This window comes from Pseudomonas sp. SBT1-2 (assembly GCF_028640875.1).
In the GTDB taxonomy this organism is placed as follows: domain Bacteria; phylum Pseudomonadota; class Gammaproteobacteria; order Pseudomonadales; family Pseudomonadaceae; genus Aquipseudomonas; species Aquipseudomonas chlororaphis_I.
The window spans coordinates 36,733-55,685 of sequence record NZ_JAQZAA010000090.1; the positions used below are offsets into that span (position 1 = coordinate 36,733).

General features: G+C 64.0%; 13 protein-coding genes. 5 read left to right on the plus strand and 8 right to left on the minus strand.

The features are described from left to right. Positions 1-5: 5 nt before the first annotated feature. The 4 genes from nagA to nagE are packed head-to-tail and all read left to right on the plus strand — an operon-like array spanning position 6 to position 6,416. A complete protein-coding gene (gene nagA / locus PVZ78_RS19135; RefSeq protein ID WP_016702726.1) occupies positions 6-1,112 on the plus strand; it encodes an N-acetylglucosamine-6-phosphate deacetylase in 1,107 nt (368 codons plus the stop codon). Then, complete coding sequence (locus PVZ78_RS19140) at positions 1,093-2,115, plus strand: SIS domain-containing protein (RefSeq protein WP_124301175.1); 1,023 nt, start codon at positions 1,093-1,095, stop codon at positions 2,113-2,115. The genes nagA and PVZ78_RS19140 overlap by 20 nt, the downstream gene beginning before the upstream one ends. Positions 2,116-2,145: 30 nt before the next feature. Continuing rightward, positions 2,146-4,668 (plus strand): phosphoenolpyruvate--protein phosphotransferase, encoded by a 2,523-nt coding sequence (gene ptsP / locus PVZ78_RS19145; RefSeq protein WP_273829085.1) that lies wholly within the window; start codon positions 2,146-2,148, stop codon positions 4,666-4,668. A gap of 26 nt (positions 4,669-4,694) precedes the next feature. After that, entirely contained in the window at positions 4,695-6,416 is a 1,722-nt protein-coding gene (gene nagE, locus PVZ78_RS19150) for an N-acetylglucosamine-specific PTS transporter subunit IIBC (protein WP_273829086.1), read from the plus strand. A 176-nt stretch (positions 6,417-6,592) separates the two neighbouring features. Here nagE and PVZ78_RS19155 read toward each other — a convergent pair whose 3' ends face one another. After that, positions 6,593-6,904, minus strand: a complete 312-nt coding sequence (locus PVZ78_RS19155; protein ID WP_009047129.1) for a Nif3-like dinuclear metal center hexameric protein — start codon at positions 6,902-6,904, stop codon at positions 6,593-6,595. Positions 6,905-6,909: 5 nt separating this feature from the next. Beyond that, positions 6,910-10,806: a phosphoribosylformylglycinamidine synthase gene (purL, locus tag PVZ78_RS19160; protein WP_273829087.1), complete on the minus strand. Its 3,897-nt coding sequence runs from the start codon at positions 10,804-10,806 to the stop codon at positions 6,910-6,912. A 287-nt stretch (positions 10,807-11,093) separates the two neighbouring features. On the opposite strand from purL, the gene mltF reads away from it, so the two are divergent. After that, positions 11,094-12,554: a membrane-bound lytic murein transglycosylase MltF gene (gene mltF / locus PVZ78_RS19165; protein ID WP_063428508.1), complete on the plus strand. Its 1,461-nt coding sequence runs from the start codon at positions 11,094-11,096 to the stop codon at positions 12,552-12,554. Between the two features lie 117 nt (positions 12,555-12,671). Here mltF and pdxJ read toward each other — a convergent pair whose 3' ends face one another. The 6 genes from pdxJ to lepA form a co-directional block, all read right to left on the minus strand. Continuing rightward, positions 12,672-13,415: a pyridoxine 5'-phosphate synthase gene (gene pdxJ / locus PVZ78_RS19170; protein WP_007932164.1), complete on the minus strand. Its 744-nt coding sequence runs from the start codon at positions 13,413-13,415 to the stop codon at positions 12,672-12,674. Between the two features lie 139 nt (positions 13,416-13,554). Then, complete coding sequence (recO, locus tag PVZ78_RS19175) at positions 13,555-14,244, minus strand: DNA repair protein RecO (protein ID WP_273829088.1); 690 nt, start codon at positions 14,242-14,244, stop codon at positions 13,555-13,557. 119 nt (positions 14,245-14,363) lie between these two features. Next, positions 14,364-15,266, minus strand: coding sequence for a GTPase Era (gene era / locus PVZ78_RS19180; RefSeq protein ID WP_007932155.1), 903 nt, complete (start codon positions 15,264-15,266; stop codon positions 14,364-14,366). Further along, entirely contained in the window at positions 15,259-15,948 is a 690-nt protein-coding gene (gene rnc, locus PVZ78_RS19185) for a ribonuclease III (RefSeq protein WP_009042306.1), read from the minus strand. The genes era and rnc overlap by 8 nt, the downstream gene beginning before the upstream one ends. Before the next feature lie 213 nt (positions 15,949-16,161). After that, positions 16,162-17,016, minus strand: a complete 855-nt coding sequence (lepB, locus tag PVZ78_RS19190) for a signal peptidase I (RefSeq protein ID WP_007932153.1) — start codon at positions 17,014-17,016, stop codon at positions 16,162-16,164. A 5-nt stretch (positions 17,017-17,021) separates the two neighbouring features. Next, the gene (gene lepA / locus PVZ78_RS19195; RefSeq protein ID WP_007932152.1) at positions 17,022-18,821 is read right to left on the minus strand and encodes a translation elongation factor 4; all 1,800 of its coding nucleotides are present in this window, start codon (positions 18,819-18,821) and stop codon (positions 17,022-17,024) included. Between the last annotated feature and the right edge of the window lie 132 nt (positions 18,822-18,953).

Genomic DNA, 18,953 nt, shown 5'->3' on the forward strand with positions numbered 1-18,953 from the left:
AGCCCATGTCCGAATACAACATCCTCACCCCGCAAGGCTGGATTCGCGGCCACCTGAACCACCGGGACGGCAAGGTCACCGGCATCGAAGGCAGCCCCTGCGACCCCGCGGACAACGACCTGCCCTACCTGCTGCCGGGCTTCATCGACCTGCATGTGCACGGCGGCGGCGGCAAGGACATCATGGAAGGCGCCCCGGCGTTCGAGACCATCACCCGCACCCACGTACGCTTCGGCACCACCTCGCTGCTGGCCACCACCATGACCGCGCCGACCGAGGAGATCACCCGGGTCCTGGGCGCCATCGGCGAATACTGCGAGCAGCGCCCCAGCGGCAGCGCCCGGGTGCTCGGCGTGCACCTGGAAGGTCCGTATATCAATCCAGGCAAGCTCGGTGCCCAGCCCAATTTCGCCCATACCGCGCTGATGGCCGAAGTCGAGGCCTACCTGCGCCTGGCGCCGATCCGGGTGATCACCATCGCCCCGGAAATCGCCGGCCATGACGCGCTGATCCGCGCCCTCAGCGCCCGCGGCATCCGCATGCAGATCGGCCACACCCTGGGCAGCTACGAGGAAGGCGTGGCCGCGCTCGACGCCGGGGCCACCAGCTTCACCCACCTGTATAACGCCATGAGCCCGCTGCATCACCGCGAGCCGGGCATAGTCGGCGCCGCCCTGGCCCACGCCCAGTACGCGGAACTGATCCCCGACCTGCTGCACGTGCACCCCGGCGCCATGCGCGTGGCCCTGCGCTCGATCCCCTGCCTGTACTGCGTGACCGACTCCACCGCGGCCGCCGGCATGCCGGATGGCGAATACAAGCTCGGCAGCCACACCGTGACCAAATGCCTGGGCGGCGTGCGCCTGCCGGACGGCACCCTGGCCGGCAGCACCCTGACCATGGATCAGGCCTTGCGCAACCTGGTGAAGATCGGCCTGCCCCTGGCCGAAGCTTCGCAACGCTTGTCACAGTTTCCCGCCGATTATCTCGGCCTGGCCGAACGCGGGCGTTTGCAGGTCGGCAGCTGGGCCGACTGCGTGTGCCTGGACCGCTCACTCACACTGACCGCCGTCATGGTCGAAGGAGAAGACATTGACTTCAAAAATGCTTGAAGAGGCGCTGTCCTCTGCCGCGGCCGTCGAAGGCCAGTTGCAGCACCTGGACCCGCAACTGATCGAAGTGGCCGGGCGCCTGAACCGCCAGCCGCCGCAAGTGGTGATGACCGTCGCCCGCGGCAGCTCCGACCATGCCGCCAGCTACTTCGCCTACCTGACCATGCAGCAGCTGGGCTTCCCGGTCGCGTCCTTGCCGATGTCGGTGGTGACCATGCAACAGGCGCCGCTGCGGGTCAGCGGCCAGGCGGCATTCGCCTTTTCCCAGTCCGGGCAGAGCCCCGACCTGGTCAACAGCATGCGGCTGCTGCGCAAACGCGGGGCCTTGAGCGTGGCCATGGTCAACGCCCAGGACAGCCCGCTGGAAGCCGCCAGCGAGTTCTGCCTGCCGCTGCACGCCGGCGCCGAACGCAGCGTGGCGGCGACCAAGAGCTTTATCGCCACCCTCAGCGCCAGCGCCCGCCTGATCGCCCACTGGAAACAGGACGCGCAATTGCTGGAAGCCGGCCTCGCCCTGCCCCAGGGACTGCGCGAAGCCGCGATCCAGGACTGGAGCCCGGCCGTCGAGGCCCTGCACGATAGCCAGCGGCTGATGGTGATCGGCCGCGGCGCCGGTTTCGCCATCGCCCAGGAAGCCGCGCTGAAACTCAAGGAAACCTCGGCGATCCAGGCCGAAGCCTTCAGCAGCGCGGAAGTTCGCCACGGCCCGATGGCGCTGATCGGCGACAACTACCCGCTGCTGGTGTTCGCCCCACGGGGAGCGGAACAGGCCGGCCTGATCAGCCTCGCCGCCGACATGCGCCAGCGTGGCGCCCGGGTGCTGCTGGCGGCGCCGGACGACATCGCCGAGCGCGACCTGACCCTGAGCCGGGCCGAACACCCGGCGCTCGATCCGATCCTGGCGATCCAGAGTTTCTACGGCATGGCCGCAAGCCTTGCCGAGGCCCGCGGCATGGACCCGGACCAGCCACGGCACCTGAGCAAAGTGACCCGCACCCACTGAGCCTTTCCTTCAACGGATGAGTACTGCGCCATGCACAACAACAATAAAGACCTGACGCTCGGCGCTCCCTTGAGCGGCCCGGTGCTCACCCTCGCCAGGGTCCCCGACCTGGTGTTTTCCAGCGGCGCCATGGGCGACGGGATCGCCATCGACCCGCTGAACAACACCCTGCATGCCCCGTGCGCCGGCGTAGTGGTGCATGCCGCCCGCACCGGCCACGCAGTGACCCTGCGTGCTGACAATGGCGCGGAACTGCTGCTGCACCTGGGCCTGGACACTGTCCAACTGCAAGGCGAGGGTTTCTCCATGCTGGTGCAGGAAGGCGCCCGGGTCAGCAGCGGCCAGGCCCTGCTGCGCTTCGACCTCGACCAGGTCGCGCGGAACAGCAAAAGCCTGATCAGCCTGATGATCCTGACCAACGGCGAACACTTCCAGGCCCTGCCCATCACCCTGAAATCGGTGAAAGTCGGCGAACCGCTGCTGCACATCGTTCCGCGCGCGACCAATGGGGCCCAGGCGCAAGCCAGCGACACCTCGACCGACGAGGTCGAAGGCCATACCCGGGTCAATCACCGCGGTGGCCTGCATGCCCGGCCCGCTGCGCTGATCCGCCAGACCGCCCAGGGTTTCAGCAGCAAGGCACAACTGCATTTCAACGGCAAGTCGGCGTCCTGCGACAGCCTGGTCAGCCTGATGGGGCTGGGGGTCGGCGAGCAGGACGAGGTGCGGGTCAGTTGCCAGGGCAAGGACTGCAAAGCCGCCCTGCTGGCGCTGCTGGACGCCCTCGCCACCCCGCTGGCCGAAGACGCCCACGCCGCGGCGCCGGCGGTGAAGGCCGCCACACCCCAGCGCCCCGCCGAAGCCGGGGTGATCCAGGGTGTCTGCGCCGCCCCCGGACTGGTCTGCGGGCCGCTGTTTCACCTGACCGCCATGACCCTGCCCGAAGACAGCGGCGGTCACCCGCCCCAGGAACAACTGCTGGCGCTGGACCAGGCCCTGGAAAAGGTTCGCAGCGACATTCGCGGCACCCTGGACCACGCCCGGCAACGCAAGGACAACCAGGAAGAAGCGATCTTCGCCGCCCACCTGGCCCTGCTCGAAGACCCGGCGCTGCTGGACGCCGCCCGCCAGAGCATCGCCCAGGGACGCGCCGCCACCCACGCCTGGAGCGACGCCATCGGCGAACAGTGCGAGATCCTGCTGCAACTGGGCAATGCCCTGCTCGCCGAACGCACCAACGACCTGCGCGACCTGCAACAACGGGTGCTGCGCGCCCTGCTCGGCGAAGCCTGGCATTACCAGCTGCCGGCCGGCGCCATAGTCGCAGCCCACGAACTGACCCCGTCCGACCTGCTGCAACTGAGCGAGCAAGGCGCCGTTGGCCTGTGCATGGCCGCCGGCGGCGCCACCTCCCACGTAGCGATCCTGGCCCGGGGCAAGGGCCTGCCCTGCCTGGTGGCCCTGGGCTCGGAGCTTGTCGATGTGCCTCAAGGCCAGCAGGTGGTGCTGAACGCCGATCAGGGTCGCCTGGAACTGACACCGGACACCGCCCGTATCGAACAGGTCCGGCAGAGCCATCTGCTGCGCCAGCAACGGCGCGAGCAACAACAGCAACAGGCCCAGCTGCCGGCCAGGACCCTCGACGGCCAGGCGATCGAAGTCGCCGCCAATGTCGCCTCCAGCCAGGAAGCCGAGAACGCCCATGCCAACGGTGCCGACGGCGTCGGCCTGCTGCGTACCGAGTTTCTGTTCGTCGACCGGCATACCGCCCCCGATGAGCAGGAGCAGCGCCAGGCCTATCAGGCCGTACTCGATGCCATGGGCGACAAGGCGGTGATCATCCGCACCATCGACGTCGGCGGCGACAAGCAACTGGACTACCTGCCATTGCCGGTGGAAGCCAACCCGGTGCTGGGCCTGCGCGGCATTCGCCTGGCCCAGGCCCGCCCGGAACTGCTGGACCAGCAACTGCGGGCCCTGCTGCAGGTCAGCCCACTGCAACGCTGCCGCATCCTGCTGCCGATGGTCAGCGAGCTCGACGAATTGCTGCATATCCGCGAGCGCATCGATTGCCTGTGCGCCGAGCTGGGGATCGGCCAGCGCCCGGAGCTGGGGGTGATGATCGAAGTCCCGGCCGCCGCCCTGCTCGCCGAGCAACTGGCCGAATACGCCGATTTCCTCTCCATCGGCACCAACGACCTGTCGCAATACACCCTGGCCATGGACCGTGATCATGCCGGCCTGGCCGCGCGGGTCGATGCGCTGCACCCGGCGCTGCTGCGGCTGATCGCCCAGACCTGCGCCGGCGCGGCCAGGCACGGCCGCTGGGTCGGTGTGTGCGGCGCCCTGGCCTCCGATCCGCTGGCGACGCCGGTGCTGATCGGCCTGGGGGTCAGCGAGCTGTCGGTGAGCCCGCCGCAAGTGGGCGAGATCAAGGAACGGGTCCGCCAGCTGGACGCCGCCGAATGCCGGCGTCTCAGCCACGACCTGCTGAACCTGAGCAGTGCCTCGGCGGTGCGCCATGCCTGCCACCAACACTGGCCCCTGAGCTGAACAACAAGAACACCGGGAGACACGCCATGTACCAATTATTCATCGAAGGCCTGCAGCGCCTGGGCCGGGCCCTGATGCTGCCGATCGCGATCCTGCCGATCGCCGGCCTGCTGCTGCGCCTGGGCGACACCGACCTGCTGAACATCGCGATCATCCACGATGCCGGCCAGACCATCTTCGCCAACCTGGCGCTGATCTTCGCCATCGGCATCGCCGTGGGCTTCGCCAAGGACAACAACGGCACCGCCGGCCTGGCCGGCGCCATCGGTTACCTGGTGATGGTGGCGACCCTCAAGGTGCTCGACGCCAGCATCAACATGGGCATGCTCGCCGGGATCATCAGCGGCTTGCTGGCCGGCGCCCTGTACAACCGCTTCAAGGACATCAAGCTGCCGGAATACCTGGCGTTCTTTGGCGGACGGCGCTTCGTGCCGATCGTCACCGGCTTCAGCGCCGTCGGCCTGGGGGTAGTGTTCGGCCTGATCTGGCCGCCGATCCAGCACGGCATCAACAGCTTCGGCGCCCTGCTGCTGGACAGCGGCAGCTTCGGCGCCTTCGTCTTCGGTGTGTTCAACCGCTTGCTGATCGTCACCGGCCTGCACCACATCCTCAACAACATGGCCTGGTTCGTCTTCGGCAACTTCACCGATCCGACCACCGGCGCCCTGGTCACCGGGGATATCTCGCGTTACTTCGCCGGCGATCCCAAGGGCGGCCAGTTCATGACTGGCATGTTCCCGATGATGATCTTCGGCCTGCCCGCCGCCTGTCTGGCGATGTATCGCAACGCCTTGCCGGAACGGCGCAAGGTGATGGGCGGGATCCTGCTGTCGATGGCCCTGACCTCAGCGCTCACCGGGGTGACTGAGCCGGTGGAATTCGCCTTCATGTTCCTCGCCCCCTTTCTCTACCTGGTGCACGCCCTGCTGACCGGCCTCGCCATGGGCCTGACCAACTTCCTCAATATTCACCTGGGCTTCACCTTCTCCGGCGGCGCCATCGACATGGCCCTGGGCTGGGGCAAGTCCACCAACGGCTGGCTGATATTTCCCGTGGGCCTGCTCTATGCGGTGATCTACTACACGGTCTTCGACTTCTGCATCAAACGCTTCAACCTGAAAACCCCGGGCCGCGAAGACACCCCGGGCAGTGAAAAAGTCGCCCTGAGCAACAATCAGCGCGCCGGTGCCTATATTCGGGCCCTGGGCGGCGCGGACAACCTGATCACCGTCGGCGCCTGCACCACCCGCCTGCGCCTGGAACTGGCCGACCGCAACAAGGCATCGGACAGCGAGCTCAAGGCCCTTGGCGCCATGGCCGTGGTGCGTCCCGGCAAGGGCGGCAGCCTGCAAGTGGTGGTCGGCCCGCTGGCCGACAGCATCGCCGATGAAATTCGCCTGGCCATGCCCAGCGCCGGCAAGCCACTGGAGCAGCCAGGCCCCGCCGCTGCGGCCTTCGAAGCACCGGCAGCGGTGAGCATCGCGCCCCAGGAAGCCGTGAAATGGCTGGACGCCTTCGGCGGCAGCGACAATGTGCTGCAACTGGACTGCGTGGCCATGACCCGCCTGCGGGTGCAACTGGGCGACAACAAGGCGCTGTCGGAATATCAGCTGAAGAGCCTTGGCTGCCAGGGCTCGAGCCAGCTCGATGATGGCGTCTGGCACCTGCTGATCGGGGAAAAGGCCGCGAGCCTGGGCCAGGCGCTGGATACCCTGATCAACCGCAGCGAGGTCAGCGCCAAGGTCTGACGGGCTCGCATGCTGTAGGAGCGAAGCTTGCTCGCGATCAGGTCCACAGTGAAGAAGATGGCGCCTGGACGGGCGCTATCGCGAGCAAGCTTCGCTCCTACGGGGGTGGCAGCGAACCGGCACAAAAAAGCCCGCTGACCGTTACCGGTTCAGCGGGCTTTTTCATGGGCGGGGCCTTAGAAGTCTTCCAGACGCCAGACTTCGTAAGCCGGCGTCTCGTAGGGATGGCTCTGCTTGAGGGCCATCACCACGCTACGGATCAACTCGTCGGCCACCACCAGCTCGACTTTCCATTCCTGCACCTGCTCGACCTGGCCGGTCTGCCCGAGAAACGGCTGGCTGCCGTCCAACGGGCGGAACTGGCCCTGGCCCAGCACCTGCCACGCACACTGGTCGTAAGCGCCGATCCGTCCGCCACCGGCGGCGAATACAGCGTTCTTGACCACTTCCACGTGGCTGGGCGGGACGAAAAAGCTGAGCTTGTACACGGGCCTTAGTTCACCCACACGCGAGCGTTACGGAACATGCGCATCCACGCCGCATCTTCGTTCCACTCTTCCGGACGCCAGGAGTTCTGCACGGCACGGAATACCCGCTCAGGGTGCGGCATCATGATGGTGACGCGACCGTCGCGGCTGGTCAGGCCGGTGATCCCGCGCGGCGAGCCGTTCGGGTTGGCCGGGTAGCTTTCGGTGACCTTGCCGTGGTTGTCGACGAAACGCAGGGCCACGCAACCGGACAGGTCGGCTTCGAGCAGGGCTTCTTCGCTTTCGAATTCCGCATGGCCTTCGCCGTGGGCGATGGCGATCGGCATGCGCGAACCGGCCATGCCCTGCAGGAAGATCGAGTTCGACTCCTGGACCTGGACCATCGCCACACGGGCCTCGAACTGCTCGGAACGGTTGCGCACGAAGTGCGGCCAGAACTCGCTGCCCGGGATCAGCTCGTGCAGGTTGGACATCATCTGGCAACCGTTGCACACGCCGAGGGTGAAGGTGTCACTGCGCTCGAAGAAGCCCTGGAAGGCGTCGCGGGCACGGCTGTTGAACAGTGCCGACTTGGCCCAGCCCTCGCCGGCGCCGAGTACGTCGCCGTAGGAGAAGCCGCCGCAGGCAACCATGCCCTTGAACTCGTTCAGGTCGACACGACCGGCGAGGATGTCGCTCATGTGCACGTCGATCGCGTTGAAGCCGGCACGGTCGAACGCCGCGGCCATTTCCACCTGGCCGTTGACGCCTTGCTCGCGCAGCACGGCAACCTGAGGACGCACGCCTTTCTTGATGTAAGGCGCGGCAATGTCCTGGTTGACGTCGAAGCTCAGCTTGACGCTCAGGCCCGGGTTGTCTTCTTCCAGCAGGACGTCGAATTCCTGCTCGGCGCAGTCGGCGTTGTCGCGCAGGCGCTGGATCTGGTAGCTGGTTTCAGCCCACTGGCGCTGCAGCAGGCGACGCTCGCCGGCGAAAACTTCCTCGCCGTTGAAGCTGATGTTGATATGGCCGTTGTTGACCGGCTGGCCGATCACCGCCACGCAGTCGCCCAGGCCGGCGGCGCTGAACTGCGCCAGCACGTCCGGAGTGGCGTCCTGGCGCACCTGGATCACCGCGCCCAGTTCTTCGTTGAACAGGATGGCGGCGATATCGGCCGAGGTTTCGGCCAGGGCGTCGAGGTTCAGGTTCAGGCCACAGTGACCGGCGAAGGCCATTTCCACCACGCTGGTCAGCAGACCACCGTCGGAACGGTCGTGGTAAGCCAGCAGGTGACCGTCGGCGTTGAGGCCCTGGATCACCGCGAAGAAGGCTTTCAGGTCTTCGGCGTCATCGACGTCCGGAGCCTGCTTGCCGAGCTTGCCGTGCACCTGGGCGAGGATCGAGGCGCCCATGCGGTTCTGGCCGCGACCGAGGTCGATCAGGATCAGGTCGGTGGTGCCCTTGTCCATGCGCAGTTGCGGGGTCAGGGTCTGACGGATATCCGCCACAGGCGCGAAACCGGTCACGATCAGCGACATCGGCGAGGTCACGGTTTTTTCTTCACCGTTGTCGTTCCAGCGAGTGGCCATGGACATGGAGTCCTTGCCCACCGGAATGGTGATGCCCAGCTCAGGGCACAGCTCCATGCCAACCGCTTTCACGGTGTCGTACAGACGTGCGTCTTCGCCCGGGTGACCAGCCGCGGACATCCAGTTCGCCGACAGCTTGATGTCGGAGATCTTGTTGATGCGCGAAGCGGCAATGTTGGTCAGGGTTTCGCCGATGGCCATGCGGCCCGACGCCGGAGCATCCAGCAGAGCCAGCGGAGTACGCTCGCCCATGGCCATGGCTTCACCGGTGTAGACGTCGAAACTGGTGGCGGTGACGGCAACGTCGGCCACCGGAACCTGCCATGGACCGACCATTTGGTCACGGGCCACCAGGCCGGTGATGGTGCGGTCGCCGATGGTGATCAGGAAGCTCTTGCTGGCCACGGCCGGGTGATGCAGGACGCGCTCGATGCTTTCGCCGATGTCGAGGTTCGAGGGATCGAAATCGTCGCCCAGCTCGGCTTCGCGAACCACCGAACGGTGCATGCGCGGCGCCTTGCCCAGCAGCACTTCCAGTGGCATGTCCACCGGGTTGTTGCCGAAATGGCTATCGGTAACAGTCAGCTGCGGTTCGGCGGTGGCTTCACCCACAACGGCAAACGGGCAACGCTCACGCTCGCAGATCGCCTGGAAGCGCTCGAAGTCGGCCGGGCCGACCGCCAGGACGTAGCGCTCCTGGGATTCGTTGCTCCAGATTTCGTGCGGGGCCATGCCCGGCTCGTCGTTTGGAATGTTGCGCAGTTCGAAACGGCCACCGCGGTCGCCGTCGTTGACCAGTTCCGGGAAGGCGTTGGACAGACCGCCCGCCCCGACGTCGTGGATGAAGCTGATCGGGTTCTTGTCGCCCAGTTGCCAGCAACGGTCGATGACTTCCTGGCAACGGCGCTCCATTTCCGGGTTTTCACGCTGAACGGAAGCGAAGTCCAGATCCGCCGAGCTGGTGCCGGTGGCCATGGAGGAAGCGGCACCACCACCCAGACCGATCAGCATCGCCGGGCCACCGAGGACGATCAGCTTGGAGCCGACGACGATCTCGCCTTTCTTGACGTGCTCTTCGCGGATGTTGCCCATGCCGCCGGCCAACATGATCGGCTTGTGGTAACCCCGCACTTCATCACCGTGCGGGGTGGTGATGGACTGTTCGAAAGTACGGAAGTAGCCGGTCAGGGCCGGACGCCCGAATTCGTTGTTGAACGCGGCGCCGCCCAGCGGGCCTTCGATCATGATGTCCAGCGCGGTCACAATGCGCTCAGGCTTGCCGTACGGCACTTCCCACGGCTGTTCGAAGCCCGGGATCTGCAGGTTGGATACGGTGAAACCGGTCAGGCCGGCCTTTGGCTTGGCGCCACGACCGGTCGCGCCTTCATCGCGGATCTCGCCGCCGGAACCGGTGGATGCGCCCGGGAACGGGGCGATGGCGGTCGGGTGGTTGTGGGTCTCGACCTTCATCAGGATGTGCACCGGCTCCTGCACCGCGCCGTACTGGCGGGTTTCAGGGTTCGGGAAGAAACGGCCGGCGACATTGCCGACGATCACCGAGGCGTTGTCCTTGTAAGCCGACAGCACACCTTCGTTGTGCATCTGATAGGTGTTCTTGATCATGCCGAACAGGCTTTTTTCCTGGCTCTGGCCGTCGATATCCCAACTGGCGTTGAAGATCTTGTGGCGGCAGTGCTCGGAGTTGGCCTGGGCGAACATCATCAGTTCGATGTCGTGCGGGTTGCGCTTGAGGCCCTGGAAGGCATTGACCAGGTAATCGATTTCGTCTTCGGCCAGGGCCAGGCCCAGCTCGGTGTTGGCCTGCTCCAGCGCGGCGCGGCCACCACCGAGGATGTCGATGGCGGTCAGCGGCTTCGGCGTGGCATGGCTGAACAGGCCGGCAGCCTGCTCCAGGTTGCCCAGCACGATCTGGGTCATGCGGTCGTGCAGCACATCGGCAATAAGCTGCGCTTGCGCGTCGCTGAATTCACCGGCCACGTAGAAGGCAATGCCTCGCTCCAGGCGCTGGATCTTGCTCAGGCCACAGTTGCGGGCGATATCGCTGGCCTTGCTCGACCATGGCGAGATGGTGCCGAAACGCGGCAGCACCAGGAACAGACGACCGGTAGGTTCTTGCACCGGTACGCTTGGGCCGTACTTCAGAAGGCGCGCAAGCACCTGCTGTTCGTCGCCGGTCAGGACGCCGGTAACTTCGGCGAAGTGAGCGAATTCAGCATACAGGCCACTGACAGCTGGAACCTTCTGGCTCAGTTGCTCAAGGAGTTTGCTGTGGCGAAAGGCAGAAAGGGCAGGAGCGCCGCGCAGGATCAACATCTTCGGGACAGCCTCGGGAAGGGGGTGTGCTTTGAGGCCGTGCATTCTAGCCTAAACCGCCCGCGACGGCACCCGAAACGGCACGCCCGAGCGCGGCCAGACGTCGGCCCGTGCGCGGCCCCCTGTGACAAAGGCTTATCAGGACCATTCAGAAGGGTTATTTCACCCCATCCAACAAGCCGTGAAGGCCCATTCCCGCGGGCTCTGGCCGGGGGCCGAGACCTCTAGCAGACAAGCCCTTCGCTGTCGAGATATGGCGGTTGTTGTCCTTTGCGTATACTGCGCAGATGTTTTCCCCAATGGCTTTACGTCCGCGCTGTGCCAGATGGCTCATCGCAACCGGACTCTTCCTGATGCTCAGTGCCTGCGTTGAGAAACCCAGCACACTGGAGCGAGTAAAGGAGGATGGCGTGCTGCGGGTGGTCACCCGTAACAGCCCGGCCACCTACTTTCAGGATCGCAACGGTGAAACCGGCTTCGAATACGAGCTGGTGAAACGCTTCGCCGACGATCTGGGGGTGACGCTGAAGATCGAAACCGCGGACAACCTCGACGACCTCTTCGATCAGTTGGGTAAACCTAACGGCCCGGTGCTGGCTGCTGCCGGCCTGGTCAGCAGCGAGAAACGCAAACAGCAAGTCAGGTTTTCCCACACCTATCTGGAAGTCACCCCGCAGATCATCTACCGCAACGGCCAGTCCCGCCCCACCGATGCGGGCGACCTGGTCGGCAAGAAGATCATGGTGCTCAAGGGCAGCACCCACGCCGAGCAACTGGCCGAACTCAAGCTGAAATACCCCGGCATTCAATATGAAGAGTCCGACGAGGTCGAAGTGGTCGACCTGCTGCGCATGGTCGACGAAGGGCAAATCGACCTGACCCTGGTGGATTCCAACGAAGTGGCGATGAACCAGGTGTATTTCGCCAATATCCGCGTCGCCTTCGACCTTGGCGATGCCCGCAACCAGAGCTGGGCCGTGGCCGCCGGCGAAGACAACAGCCTGCTCAACGAAATCAACGATTTCCTCGACAAGGTGCAGAAGAACGGCACCCTGCAGCGCCTGAAAGACCGTTATTACGGGCACGTGGACGTCCTCGGTTATGTCGGCGCCTACACCTTTGCCCAACACCTGCAGCAGCGCCTGCCCAAGTACGAGAAGCACTTCAAGGCCTCGGCCAAGGAAGAAAAGGTCGACTGGCGCCTGCTGGCGGCCATCGGCTACCAGGAATCCCTGTGGCAACCGAGCGTCACCTCCAAGACCGGCGTGCGCGGCCTGATGATGCTGACCCAGAACACTGCCCAGGCGATGGGCGTGTCCAACCGCCTGGATGCCAAGCAAAGCATCAAGGGCGGCGCCAAGTACCTGGCGTACATGAAGGATCAACTGGACGACAAGATCGAAGAGCCGGACCGCACCTGGTTCGCCCTCGCCGCCTACAACGTCGGCAGCGGCCACCTGGACGACGCCCGCAAGCTGGCGCAAAAGGAAGGGCTGAACCCGAACAAGTGGCTGGACGTGAAGAAGATGCTGCCGCGCCTCTCGCAGAAGCAGTGGTACAGCAAGACCCGCTATGGCTACGCCCGGGGTGGCGAGCCAGTGCACTTTGTCGCCAACATCCGTCGTTACTACGACATCCTGACCTGGGTCACGCAGCCGCAGCTGGAAGGCGACCAGGTGGCCGAGGGTAATCTGCATGTGCCGGGCGTGGACAAGACCAAGCCGACCCAGGAAACCCCGCCGCTTTAAACCCTCTGCTGTAGCCGCTGCCGAAGGCTGCGACAGGTCCGCAGGACCTGAACAACCGTAAAATCGCCACGACCGTTCCGGTCGATCGCAGCCTGGGCAGCGGCTACAGAGCTTTCGTCAGGCCTTGGCCGCCGCCAGGATCAGCGCCTTCATCTCCGCCACCGCCCCTTTGAAGCCGACGAACAACGCATGGGCCACCAGCGCATGGCCGATGTTCAGCTCGTTGATGCCCTTGATCGCCGCGACCGCCTCAACGTTGTGGTAGTGCAGGCCGTGGCCGGCATTGACGATCAGGCCTTGGCCCAGGCCGAAAGCCACGCCATCGGCCACGCGCCGCAGCTCCTCGGCCACCTCGCTCGGCGTTTCGGCATCGGCATAACGCCCGGTGTGCAGCTCGATGGCTGGCGCGCCCACGCGCCGGGAAGCCGCGATCTGCCGCTCATCGGCGTCGATGAACAGCGACACTTCGGCGCCGATCTTCGACAGCCGCTCTACCGCCGCCTTGATCCGCGCCTCCTGCCCGGCGACATCCAGGCCGCCCTCGGTGGTCAGTTCCTGGCGGGTTTCCGGAACCAGGCAGATGTGCGCCGGACGGATGCGCTCGGCGAACGCCATCATTTCCTCGGTGACGCCCATCTCGAAGTTCATGCGGGTTTGCAACACGTCCTTGAGCAGCAGCACGTCGCGCTCCTGGATATGCCGGCGGTCCTCGCGCAGGTGCACGGTAATGCCGTCGGCCCCCGCCTCTTCCGCGTCCAGCGCCGCCTTGACCGGGTCAGGGTAACGGGTGCCCCGGGCCTGACGCAGGGTGGCTACGTGGTCGATGTTCACGCCAAGAAGAATGCGATTGCTGGTGGTCACGGAAGCGCTCCTGAGGAGTTAGAGATTCGGTGCACAGCATATAGTGTCCGCTCGCGAAAATAACTGCCGGCTTTCGAGCGTGCGCCCCTCAGGTCGTGGCGGCCAGGCAGGATTCGAGCCTATTGGCGTAACGGGACGGCTAGGGCTTGCGAAACAACTCGCGACTGACCAATGGCCGACCGCCCAGGTGCACCGCCAGCGCCTGGCGCATCAGGCGCTTGGCTGCCGCCAGCGCGCCGGGGGCGCTCCAGTCGGCTTGCGCCATGGCCAGCAGCTCGATGCCGTTGAACAGGCCCGGCTGCAACAGCTGAACCTGCTCCAGGCCGGCATCCACCTGCAGGCGATACATGCCCTGCGCCTCGATCGGCGCGCCGTGGATATCCGTGTCCAGGGCAAAACCGTAGCCCAGGTCGTCCAGCAGGCGCCACTCGAAGGCACGCAGCAAGGGCTCAAGGGCCCTGCCCTCGGCCAACGCCAGCAAGGTCGCTGCATAGTGCTCGAAGATCGCCGGATGCGGATCTTCGGCGGGCAGCAGGCGGATCAGCAATTCGTTGAGGTAGAGGCCGCTGAACAGCGCCTCGCCATTAAGCCAGGTGGAGGTTCCCGCGCTTTCCATGCGCCCGACGTTTTTCAGCTCGCCGCGCCCACGAAACTCCACTTCCAGCGGCACGAACGGCCGCGCCAGGGTCCCGGCCTTGCCCCGCGCGCCACGCAACACCGCGCGCAGCCGCCCTTGGGGCGTGAGGAAGTCCACCAACGCACTGCTCTCGCGATAGGCGCGACTGTGCAGGACGTAAGCGGGCTGGCCGATGGGAGGGTTACTGGACATAGGTGTCGGGGGATCTCAAGGCTTGAGAAAGTGACAGGTCCGGAATTATCGCGAGCAGCACACCCGCTCCCTTGTAGGAGCGAGCTTGCTCGCGATTGAGCGCAAAGCGCTCGCAGGAGTTACAGGTCGCCGTAGCCCAGCGAACGCAGGGCGCGCTCGTCGTCGGACCAACCGCCTTTGACCTTGACCCACAGGTTGAGCATGACCTTGGAGTCGAACAGCAGCTCCATGTCCTTGCGCGCTTCCATGCCGATGCGCTTGATGCGCTCACCCTTGTCGCCAATGATGATTTTCTTCTGCCCGTCGCGTTCGACGAGGATCAAGGCATGAATGTGCAGGGTCTTGCCCTGCTGCTTGAACTCTTCGATTTCCACGGTGATCTGGTACGGCAGCTCGGCACCCAGTTGGCGCATGATCTTCTCGCGCACCAGTTCGGCGGCGAGGAAACGGCTGCTGCGGTCGGTGATCTGGTCTTCCGGGAAGAAGTGATCGTTTTCCGGCAGGTGCTTGGCGATCAGGCCTTCCAGGGCTTCCAGGTTGTGGCCCTGCTGGGCCGACACCGGAACGATCTCGGCATTCGGCAACTGCTCCTGCAACCAGGTCAGGTGCGGCATCAGCTCGGCCTTGTCCTCGATGCGATCGGTCTTGTTGATCGCCAGGATCACCGGGCCCTGCACGTACTGCACGCGCTCCAGCACCAGCTGGTCTTCGTCGGTCCACTTGGTGCGGTCGACGACGAAGATCACCACGTCGACGTCTTTCAAGGCCGCCGAGGCAGTCTTGTTCATGTAGCGGTTCAGCGCCTTCTCGTTGCTCTTGTGCATGCCCGGGGTGTCGACATAGATCGCCTGGATGGCGCCTTCGGTCTTGATGCCGAGCATGTTGTGCCGCGTGGTCTGCGGCTTGCGCGAGGTGATGGCCAGCTTCTGCCCCAGGATATGGTTCAGCAGCGTGGACTTGCCCACGTTCGGACGGCCGACGATGGCGACATAGCCACAGCGTGTTGCGGTTGTATCAGTCATGGCCATTCTCCACGCCCAGGGCAATCAGTGCTGCGGCGGCCGCTACCTGTTCGGCAATACGACGGCTCACACCCTGACCTCGGCTTTTTTCGTTCAGTAGGGTGATTTCGCATTCGACGAAGAACGTCCGGCAATGGGGCTCACCCTGGATATCCACCACTTCGTAGCGGGGCAATTCACAGGCACGCGACTGCAGGAACTCCTGCAGGCGGGTCTTGGGGTCCTTGTTGGTGTCGACCAGCGTCAGGCTGTCGAACTCGGACGTCAGCCAGGACAGCACACGCTCACGCGCGACTTCCATGCCAGCATCCAGGTAGATCGCACCGATCAGCGCTTCCAGGGCATCGGCGAGGATCGACTCACGGCGGAAGCCGCCGCTTTTCAACTCACCGGAACCCAGGCGCAGGTATTCGCCCAGATCGAAACCGCGGGCCAGTACGGCCAGGGTTTCTCCCTTCACCAGGCGCGCGCGCAGACGCGACAGCTGGCCTTCGCGGGCCTGGGGGAAACGCTCGAACAGCGCTTCGCCGGCGACGAAGTTGAGGATGGCGTCACCGAGGAACTCCAGGCGTTCGTTGTTGCGCCCGGCAAAACTGCGGTGAGTGAGGGCCAGGACCATCAGTTCCTGGTCCTTGAAGGTGTAACCGAGCTGACGCTCGAGACGGCTCAAAGAAACGCTCACGGTTTACCCACGCTGAGTTCGTGGTTGAATTTCACCACCTTGGAGACGAGGCACGAGATGCCTGTGGCAATTAACGCTGTGTTCAAATCCACATCCTGAATATCGTTGACTGCTGCTTCTGGTGACGCCTGGGAGGCTGCCGAACCTGGCGGGCCGGTGTTCTACAAGATCCAGAAAAGCATTCGGCGCTGTGTTCAACAGCGCCGTGTTTGATTACTTGATCAGGCCAACCCGCGAGAAATTCGGCAGGTGGCTGAGTTTCGGTTCGGGCCAGCTCATCCAGACTGCGAAGGCCTTGCCGACGATATTCTTGTCGGGAACCATGCCCAGCAGGTCCTTGGGAATGCTCGGGTCATCCCAGTAGCGGCTGTCGTTCGAGTTGTCGCGGTTGTCGCCCATCATGAAGTAGTGCCCGGCAGGCACGGTCCACTGACGGTCCGGGGTCGCCCGGTAGCGGCTCATTTCCTTGCGGATCAGGTGCTCGGCGGCGCCGAGTTTTTCCTTGTAGAGCTCCGCGCTGCCCAGGGTGCCCGGCTCGGAGCCGACCAGCTGTTCGGCGACCGACTGGCCGTTGACCAGCAGGCGCTTGTCGCTGGTGTAGCGCACTTCGTCGCCCGGCAGGCCAACCACACGCTTGATGTAGTTGACGTTCGGATCGCTCGGGTAGCGGAACACCATCACATCGCCGCGCTGCGGATCACCGACCTCGATGATTTTCTTGTCGATCACCGGCAGGCGGATCCCGTAAGAAAACTTGTTCACCAGGATGAAGTCGCCCACATCCAGGGTCGGTTTCATCGATCCCGAAGGAATCTGAAACGGTTCCACCAGGAACGAACGCAGCACCAGCACGATGAACAGCACCGGAAAGAACGATTTGCCGTACTCGACCAGCATCGGCTCCTTGTTCAGTTTCTCGATGACCAGTCCATCCGGCTGGCTGACGCTGCCCTGATAGTTGGTAATGGCGGCACGCCGACGCGGCGCCAGAAAGACCAGATCGAGCAACGCCAAGAGGCCGCAGACGGCGACGGCGATGACCAGCAACAGCGGGAAATTTAGCGACATAGGACCTAACTATCCAACCTGAGCACGGCAAGGAAGGCTTCTTGTGGAATCTCCACGTTACCCACTTGCTTCATGCGTTTCTTACCGGCCTTCTGCTTTTCCAACAGCTTGCGCTTACGGCTAACGTCACCACCGTAGCATTTGGCCAGTACGTTCTTTCTGAGCGCCTTGACGGTTGTCCGCGCCACAATCTGCCCGCCAATGGCGGCCTGGATTGCCACGTCGAACATCTGCCGAGGAATCAGTTCCTTCATCTTCTCGGTCAACGCACGCCCTTTGTAGTGCGCGTTGTCACGGTGCACGATCAATGCCAGGGCGTCGACTTTCTCACCGTTGATCAGCACATCCAGCTTGACCAGATTAGCCGATTGGTAGCGATCGAAATGATAATCCAGCGAAGCATAGCCACGACTGGTGGATTTGAGGCGGTCGAAGAAGTCCAGGACCACTTCGTTCATCGGCAGGTCGTAGGTCACCTGGACCTGGCTGCCGAGGAACAGCATGTCGTGCTGTATGCCGCGTTTCTCGATGCACAGGGTAATGACGTTACCCAGGTGCTCCTGCGGCACAAGGATATTGGCCCGCACGATCGGCTCGCGCATGTCCTCGATGGACGACAGATCCGGCAACTTCGACGGGTTATCGACGTAGATCGTCTCACCATTCTTCAGTTGCAACTCGAAAATCACCGTCGGCGCCGTGGTGATCAGGTCCAGGTCGTATTCGCGCTCCAGGCGCTCCTGGATGATTTCCATGTGCAGCATGCCGAGGAACCCGCAACGGAAGCCGAAGCCCAGTGCGTCGGAGCTTTCCGGGGTGTATTGCAGCGACGAGTCGTTCAGCGTGAGCTTTTGCAGGGCTTCGCGGAAGTCTTCGAAGTCGTCGGAGCTGACCGGGAACAGGCCGGCGTAGACCTGCGGCTGAATGCGCTTGAAGCCGGGCAGTACTTCGACGTCTGGGGTCGAGCTCAGGGTCAGGGTGTCACCAACCGGTGCACCATGAATGTCCTTGATGCCGGCGATGATGAAGCCCACTTCACCGGCCTTCAGATCGGTGGTGGCGGTGTGTTTCGGGTTGAATACACCGACGCTGTCCACCAGGTGGATCTTGCCGGTGGATTTCACCAGGATCTTGTCGCCCTTCTTCACGCGGCCATGGCGCACGCGAACCAGGGACACGACGCCCAGATAGTTGTCGAACCAGGAGTCGATGATCAACGCTTGCAGCGGATCCTCGATGTTGCCGGTCGGCGCGGGAATGGTGGTTACCAGGCGCTCCAGCACCTCGTCGACACCCAGGCCGGTCTTGGCACTGCAGGTCACGGCGTCGGTGGCATCGATACCGATGATCTTCTCGATCTCTTCCTTGACCCGGTCCGGATCGGCCTGCGGCAGGTCGATCTTGTTCAGCACCGGCATGACCTCCAGGCCCTGCTCGATGGCGGTGTAGCAGTTGGCGACCGACTGCGCTTCCACGCCCTGGCCAGCGTCGACCACCAGCAAGGCGCCTTCACAGGCGGCCAGCGAGCGGCTGACTTCATAGGTGAAGTCCACGTGGCCCGGGGTGTCGATGAAGTTCAGCTGGTAGGTGATGCCGTCGCGGGCTTTGTAATAGAGGGTAACGCTGTGGGCCTTGATGGTGATCCCGCGTTCACGCTCAAGGTCCATGGAGTCCAGAACCTGGGCTTCCATTTCGCGCTCGGCCAGGCCGCCGCACATCTGGATGAAGCGATCGGCCAGAGTCGACTTGCCATGGTCAATGTGGGCGATGATGGAGAAATTGCGGATATGACTCAAATCACTCACGGATCAACACTCAAAAAGGCTGCAGGCATAGCCCGCCGAAAAATAGCCGGGAATTGTACCTGATAGACGACGCAAGCGTCACGTTCGCCTGTCAGTGGTGCATAAACGCAAAACGCCCCGGTCTTTCGACAG

Bases quoted from the DNA above. Each gene is read 5' to 3' on its own strand.
- nagE (WP_273829086.1), top strand. From the start codon at position 4,695: ATGTACCAATTATTCATCGAAGGCCTGCAGCGCCTGGGCCGGGCCCTG.
- purL (WP_273829087.1), bottom strand. From the start codon at position 10,806: ATGTTGATCCTGCGCGGCGCTCCTGCCCTTTCTGCCTTTCGCCACAGC.
- lepB (WP_007932153.1), bottom strand. From the start codon at position 17,016: ATGTCGCTAAATTTCCCGCTGTTGCTGGTCATCGCCGTCGCCGTCTGC.
- recO (WP_273829088.1), bottom strand. From the start codon at position 14,244: ATGTCCAGTAACCCTCCCATCGGCCAGCCCGCTTACGTCCTGCACAGT.
- ptsP (WP_273829085.1), top strand. From the start codon at position 2,146: ATGCACAACAACAATAAAGACCTGACGCTCGGCGCTCCCTTGAGCGGC.
- mltF (WP_063428508.1), top strand. From the start codon at position 11,094: ATGTTTTCCCCAATGGCTTTACGTCCGCGCTGTGCCAGATGGCTCATC.
- nagA (WP_016702726.1), top strand. From the start codon at position 6: ATGTCCGAATACAACATCCTCACCCCGCAAGGCTGGATTCGCGGCCAC.
- era (WP_007932155.1), bottom strand. From the start codon at position 15,266: ATGACTGATACAACCGCAACACGCTGTGGCTATGTCGCCATCGTCGGC.